Genomic DNA, 7,058 nt, shown 5'->3' with positions numbered 1-7,058 from the left:
AAAATCATCAAAAGGAAGGGACGACTCGCCTTCTAGCTCACCATTTTCAAAAACACTTGTTTTAATGGATTTTCCCCATACTTGAAGGCTGTCGTTATTTGGATTATAAAAATAAACGCGAATACAGCCATTGGGGTCGAGGCTTACTCTTTGTATAAGTACTGCATGTGCTCCAAGCACCTTACCAGAATGGTTGTAAATGGTGATGCCAGCAGGCTGAGGAAGCTCTTCATTAACATTTGGATTGTTCGTTGGGTGGTAGTGTCGGTGGAATTTGGCTTCGAACTCTAAGTCACTATAGACATCTGAAAACCCAGTCCATATGCCTTTTATATGAAAAGCTGGGTTGATCCATTTATGTGGATCATGTACGCGCCCTTGTGCAGTCTTTAACATTTCAAAATAGATAGAATTAAGGTGAGGAATCAAGAGTAGTGATATTGTATCAATATGAATCTCATCATCCAATGGGACAAGCGGATGCGTATCAGAGGAAATAGAATTTCCCTCTATATCAAAAGTGATTGAACCGTGCTCTAGGAAATGATTAAACATTCTTAGCAGCAGAACAGGCTCTTTTTGTGACCAATAACTGAGTGCTCTTGTCGATTGGCACGTTGGGTTAAAGCCTTGACCAATTCCTAGCGGTTGTCCTAATACACTTATCATTCCCGATATTAGATGAGAACGAAGTTCATCCGCATTTGTTATTTTATATACTGCAGAAACCCTTTTATTAATCTTATCATGAATAGGAACTTCCATTAACTTTTTTACTTCTTTAATGAGTTCGCTGGTAAAAATATCTCTCTGTAAACATCGCATTAAACCATAAATGCTTCTCCTTGTTTTTACCGTTATTGCCGAAGTGATGAGAGAAGAAACAAAATGTAGATTTAACTGTAGGTTTTCTTTCGCTTTTTTGTCCACGGCCAGTAGGCTCTCCAGCAAGTCTAACTTTTCTTTATTAATATGGTTCAAAAATAGTGCATGAAACGGTGAAACTAGCCCAGTATGCTTCATTGATTCACGTAATTGCTTGGCCTCTTGGATTAATAATAAATCATTGCTGGAATTCAATTTATTTTTATAATTTTCCCAAGACGCATCAGCCATATCAGATGGACAATAAACTGCATTTTCATATTGCATTAAGTTTGAATCCCTCTCTTCCAATCCACCCGCTAATCTTTTTGCACTTGCAATTAATTTTAGAATTTTGTCAGTTACAATCGGCCTTTGAACGGCGAGATTATTGACTTCCAGATACAGACTTTGAAAAACAAGTGGTGAAAAACAATGATCTGAGATAAATCCCAAAATCTCTGAGGCCTGTTTGTCTTTGTAAAGCTGTTTTATTCGATTTTCTTCCGTTTCCTTCATTAATAGAAGATCCAGGTTCAAAGCCAAAACCTTCGTCAAAAATCCAGTTGCTTCAGACGCGGACATTTCTGGATGTACATATACACCTCTAGCAATGGAAATAATTCTCAGTTCGCTCAATGCTTCGGCCGTTGCCGTAATACCGCCTGAATGGAGAGTCCCCCTAACAAGTGCAGGATTTAGCTTACCAACATTCTCCCATGGCTTCCCTGCAAAGACCCCGGATTCATCAAAAAGATGCGCATATAAAAAAAGTTTTTCCAATCCATTCGGTTCCTCTAGAAGGACACCAGCTTCCTCAAGAACTTTTTGCTGCAATAACTTTTTATTTGTTGCCGAAGTTCGCCATAACTGATGAAAGGCTTTTTGAAACGAATCCTCTGAAGCAAATTGAAAAAGTCCCATATGTCCATTTCCCTTTCCAGCATATTCTTTTACAGTATCATACTGTTTAAATACAAATAGAATTACTAATGAAAAGAAAAAAACCAAATGAGTCGTTCAGACTAAGAATTGATGGCAGCTTTAGTTGTTAAATTCATTCTTCACTTCACTAGATGAACGTAAGGTAAATCGAGGTACAGGGCATGCTTATATATTTAATATTATGAATATTTTTAAAATTAAAATATAAATTATTGTTTGATTAATCTAACACAAAATAGTGTATATTACAAATCATTTTGTTGGACACAAACTAAGGAGCATGGGTTAGGTATGATCATGAAATTACCGCTCAATTATTGTACTAAAATAAAAAAGGACCATGAAATTTTATTTCGGGTCCCTTTTAATCTATCGGTCTATTGTATCATTTAATAACCATTGTACTGCTTTTCGGTTGACATGTACTTTTTTCCAAAATTTCTTTTATAATGTTAACTCCATCTAATAGTTCTTCTTTTGATACGGTAAGCGGGGGCAATATTCGAATGACCTTTTCCCCTGCTGTCAATACGATAAGCCCCCTATTTCGAAGCTCACTTAACAATGTATTTACGGCAAACTTGCATTCGATTCCAACCATCAATCCAATACCTCTTATATCCTGTATAATGTTTAAGTGTTTCAAATTAATCAATATTTGCTTAAAGAAAAACTCACTTTTATCAACAATATCATCTAAAAATTCCTTTTTAAAAATGGCATCCATGGTAGCAATAGCTGCGGCTATTGCTACAGGATTTCCTCCAAAGGTTGAGCCATGACTTCCTGGGCCAAAAAATTGCGCAAGTTTTTCTTTCCCAATTACAGCGCCGATAGGAAAACCGCTTCCTAATCCTTTGGCTGATGTAATAAGATCTGGTTCTAAGTCAAAATGTTGGAAGGCGAATGGTTTCCCCGTTCGTCCAATTCCTGTTTGGACTTCATCAATGATTAAAAGTGCACCATGCTGTTTACAAAGCTCCTGAACCCCCTGTAAAAAATCCATATTCCCAACATGAATTCCACCTTCACCCTGTACTACCTCAATCATAACTGCGGCTACATCATTTCCTATTACACTCTTAACCCCTTCGATATCATTATATGAAACATATACAAATGTTTCGAGCATTGGCCCATATCCATGCTTTATTTTATCTTGGCCTGTTGCTGACATCGTCGCATAAGTGCGGCCGTGAAAGGAATTTTTAAAGGTGATCATTTTCGTTTTTCCTGTTGCTTTACGAGCTAGCTTAATGGCTGCTTCGTTTGCTTCTGCACCGCTATTGGCAAAGAAAACTCGATCCATCCCGGCAGCTTCTGCAAGCATTTTTGCGGCTATCTCTTGGTTTCCACTTTGGAATAGGTTCGATACGTGCCAATATTGACTGAGTTGCTTAAATACCGCTTCCTCTACATTTTTCGGGCGGTGTCCAAGATTACAGACCCCGATTCCTGAAGTAAAATCTAGATACTTTTTCCCATTTTTATCTGTAATCGTACTGCCGTACGCTGTTTTAGGTTCAACCTCCCAGCGTGCATAGGTTGCAAATAAGTGATTCAATTTTTGATCAGCTCCTTATGAACAATTCTCGTACCGTTCCATTTACCATTTTCAAAAAATGTTTTTTTACCGGACACGATCATTACACTTTCAACGCCCTTTTCCACAGCATGAATCGCTGATTGAACTTTCGGAATCATCCCGCCGTGAATTTCACCATTTGCAATATAGGTATCGATCTCATATTTTGTAAGGTCACTGACGAGCGAGCCCTCAATGAATACTCCATCAACATTGGTAACAAATAGGCATTGTTCTGCATGAAGGGCTTTAGCCACCTCTACTGCCGCATAATCTGCATTAATATTTAGTTTTTCGCCGTTTTCAGTAATTCCTATCGGAGTAATGACAGGAGTATAGTTTCCATTAATGGCAAGTTCTAAGAATTTTGTATTCACCTTGCTGACTTCTCCAACAAAACCAAGCTCTTCACGGTTTATGTAATCAGCTTGTAATAAGTGCCCATCGCTACCGCTAATCCCCATTACAGAGAATTGATACTGCTGAAGCATTGCCACAAGCTTTCTGTTCGTCTGACCTGATAGAATCATTTCAGCAATTTTTAGTGTTTGCTCATCTGTTTTTCGAAGTCCGTTTACAAATTGTGGTTTCACATTAAATAATTCTAGCATTTCATTAATATCGGGGCCACCGCCATGGACAAAGACCAGTTTATAACCTTGGTTTTCCAGTTCGGAAAGACTTGTAAAAAAAGCGGATGTTAACTCGTCTAAAACACTGCCGCCACATTTGATAACAATATATTTCATCCTATTTTCACCTATCCTTACGAACGATAGCTGGCATTGATTTTGACATAGTCATAAGACAGGTCACAGCCCCATGCCTTACCAGCTCCATTTCCTACATGCAGATCAACTAAAATTTTTATTAATGGCTGATTTAAATACTTTCGTGCTTGGTCCTCTGAAAATGTACACGGTACACTATCTTCAAGCATCTTAATATGGTTGATGGAAATATCGACTGTATTAGGATTAATCGTCGCTTTTGTCTGACCAATAGCACTGATGATTCGTCCCCAGTTGGGATCGGCACCAAATACAGCGGTTTTCACTAAATTTGACCCAACAATTTGTTTGGCAATTACTCTAGCTTCCTCATGATCCTTTGCACCTAGTACCTCAACTTCTACTAACTTTGTAGCTCCCTCTCCGTCCATAGCAATTTTCTTTGCTAATTTTTCACAAGCCCTTGTTAAAAGCTCAACAAATGTTTTCCATTCTGGATGTTCTGGAGTTAACGGATTATTTCTTGCCAGTCCATTCGCCATAACAAGCACCATATCGTTTGTAGAGGTATCTCCATCCACAGTAATTTGATTAAAAGTATTATTGGTTACACTTTTTAAAGCTTTCGATAAATTCTCAGAAGAAATAGATGCATCCGTTGTTAAGAAGCCGAGCATAGTAGCCATGTTCGGATGTATCATCCCCGACCCTTTTGCCGCACCCCCAATCGTTATGGTTTTGCCCTCGATCATAGTTGAGTATCCACAGCTTTTCATGACGATATCGGTAGTTAGAATACCAGTTTGAAAATCAACTGCATCACTGTCTAAATTGCCTGGTGATAGTAATTGAATACCGTTAGCGATTTTATCCATATCTAAAAACTCACCTATAACACCTGTCGATGCAACAGCCACATAATTTTCCTTAATGTTGAATTTCTCAGATATTAAGTAGCGCATTTTCAATGCATCCTTGTATCCTCTTTCTCCAGTACAAGAATTGGCACATCCACTGTTTACAACAACAGCCTGTAAAAGTCCTTCACTCTCAATGCTTTCTTGCGTTACTTTTAAAGGTGCTGCTTGGAATTGGTTTGTAGTATAAACTGCAGCAGATGAAGCCGGGATTTCACTAATTATGATCCCTAAGTCTTTTTTAGAGTAGCGGAGACCAGCATGAACCCCTGAAGTTGTATATCCTAAAGGTGATAATATATCCCCATTTTCAATTTCAACTATGTTATCCTTTAACAATATTTGCATTTCGAATCCTCCTTATGGGTACAAGGGAATGAACTCTAATCCCATTTTTTCATCTAATCCATTCATTAAATTGGCATTTTGAACCGCCTGACCTGCAGCACCTTTCATGAGATTATCGATTACAGAAACGATCGTTAATCTTCCAGTTCTCTCATCAACATGTAAACCAATATCACAATAATTTGACCCTGATACTTCGCTTACAGATGGGAAATTACCTTTCTTCCTTATCCTCACAAACGGATTCCTAAAATACTGTTCATTATATAATTCAATGAGACTATCAGTATCCATATTTGCTGTAAGCTTTACATATATGGTTGCCATGATTCCTCTTGTGATTGGCAGCAAATGGGTATTGAATGTAATAGGTGAAACTCTTGCATTCCAAAGGTTCAATTGCTGTTGAATTTCAGGAATATGCTGATGTTCGTTTACCTTATATATTCGAAAATTTTCATTCATTTCCGAGAATAGCAGGCTTTTAGATACAGATCTTCCAGCTCCGGAAGCGCCAGATTTTGCATCAATTATGATTATATCCGGGTCAATCAGTCCCTCTTTTACCACTGGTGCAAGACCCAATAGGGTGGCTGTAGGGTAACAGCCTGGATTCGCTATTAATTTAGCATCGATAATTTTTTCTTTATTCCATTCGCTTAACCCATATACAAATTTTTTTAATAAACTGTTTTCAACTGGTTCGTGCTTATACCATTTCCTATACATTTCTCCATCGGTCAGGCGCAAATCACCAGATAAGTCGATAATTTGAATACCTGTATCCATGAAGGCTGGAACAAGCTTACTAGATACCCCTGATGGGGCGGCTATAAAAACGATATCTGAATGCTTCGCTATTTCTTCAGCATCGATATGCTCAAGTTTTAAGCTTGTAATTCCGTTCAAATGTGGAAACTCTTCATATAACGGAATCTCATCCCTTGTTGTATGGACAGATTGTATACGAAATAAAGGATGATTATGTAATATGCGAAAAAGTTCGCCACCGCCATATCCAGAAGTACCAATTATAGATACTTTCATTACTATCCTCCTCGTGACTGCATGTATATATATACATAAAATTTATACTTATACTAGGTTTAAAAATTTATAAAAAGAGCAGCATTGGGGAACTCACCTTGGATATTGGTTTAACCATTTCAAGACTTACCATACATTAGTTCTTTCAGCCAGAGTACATCTGATACTGGCTGAGGATTGCACCCATATAATTCCCTTATTTTAAAAGCATGTACATCATTATAGATTGATTTCATTCGGTCATATACCCATTGTTCCGTTTTATGTACCGGTGCCCAGCAAAAAACATCCATCATATTCTTCTCATTTGTGACCGTATGAATTCTTTCATACTGAATGGTATTCATCTTTAAAAAATTATTATTTTCATAGAATCGAATTCTTTTCTCCGAGCCTGGATCTAAAGGATTAATTGGTTCAACCTCCAGTATAATAGCTTTCCCCTTTGACTTTAGCTGGTTAAGAACGATACTCCCTATCCCTTTACCACGGCATTCTCCATTCACTAGAATATAATCAATGAAAATATAATCAGACTGTTCATAATATACAAGCACATGATCTTGGCTTTCCTCTAATTGATACATACCTTCTTTTTCTTGTAAAAGGATTTCAAAATGC

At 37.6% G+C, this 7,058-nt stretch carries 6 protein-coding genes; all 6 read right to left on the bottom strand.

Features of this window, described 5'->3' with window-relative positions; all coding sequences use genetic code 11:
• The coding region (locus tag AC11ZT_RS06855) for a hypothetical protein (protein ID WP_484058883.1) at positions 1-1,788 on the bottom strand (1,788 nt) is incomplete at its 3' end.
• Between the two features lie 406 nt (positions 1,789-2,194).
• Positions 2,195-3,373 (bottom strand): acetylornithine transaminase, encoded by a 1,179-nt coding sequence (locus AC11ZT_RS06850; protein WP_484058882.1) that lies wholly within the window; start codon positions 3,371-3,373, stop codon positions 2,195-2,197.
• Complete coding sequence (argB, locus tag AC11ZT_RS06845) at positions 3,370-4,143, bottom strand: acetylglutamate kinase (protein WP_484058881.1); 774 nt, start codon at positions 4,141-4,143, stop codon at positions 3,370-3,372. Before argB ends, AC11ZT_RS06850 begins: the two co-directional genes overlap by 4 nt.
• A gap of 17 nt (positions 4,144-4,160) precedes the next feature.
• Positions 4,161-5,390 (bottom strand): bifunctional ornithine acetyltransferase/N-acetylglutamate synthase, encoded by a 1,230-nt coding sequence (gene argJ, locus AC11ZT_RS06840; RefSeq protein WP_484058880.1) that lies wholly within the window; start codon positions 5,388-5,390, stop codon positions 4,161-4,163.
• 12 nt (positions 5,391-5,402) lie between these two features.
• Entirely contained in the window at positions 5,403-6,437 is a 1,035-nt protein-coding gene (gene argC, locus AC11ZT_RS06835; RefSeq protein ID WP_484058879.1) for an N-acetyl-gamma-glutamyl-phosphate reductase, read from the bottom strand.
• A gap of 119 nt (positions 6,438-6,556) precedes the next feature.
• Positions 6,557-7,058: GNAT family N-acetyltransferase (locus tag AC11ZT_RS06830; protein WP_484058878.1), on the bottom strand; the 502-nt coding region annotated here is incomplete at its 5' end.

It is taken from the genome of Ectobacillus sp., assembly GCF_056992975.1.
The sequence above is the reverse complement of the archived record's forward strand: the minus strand, read 5'-3'. Positions and strand labels throughout refer to the sequence as shown.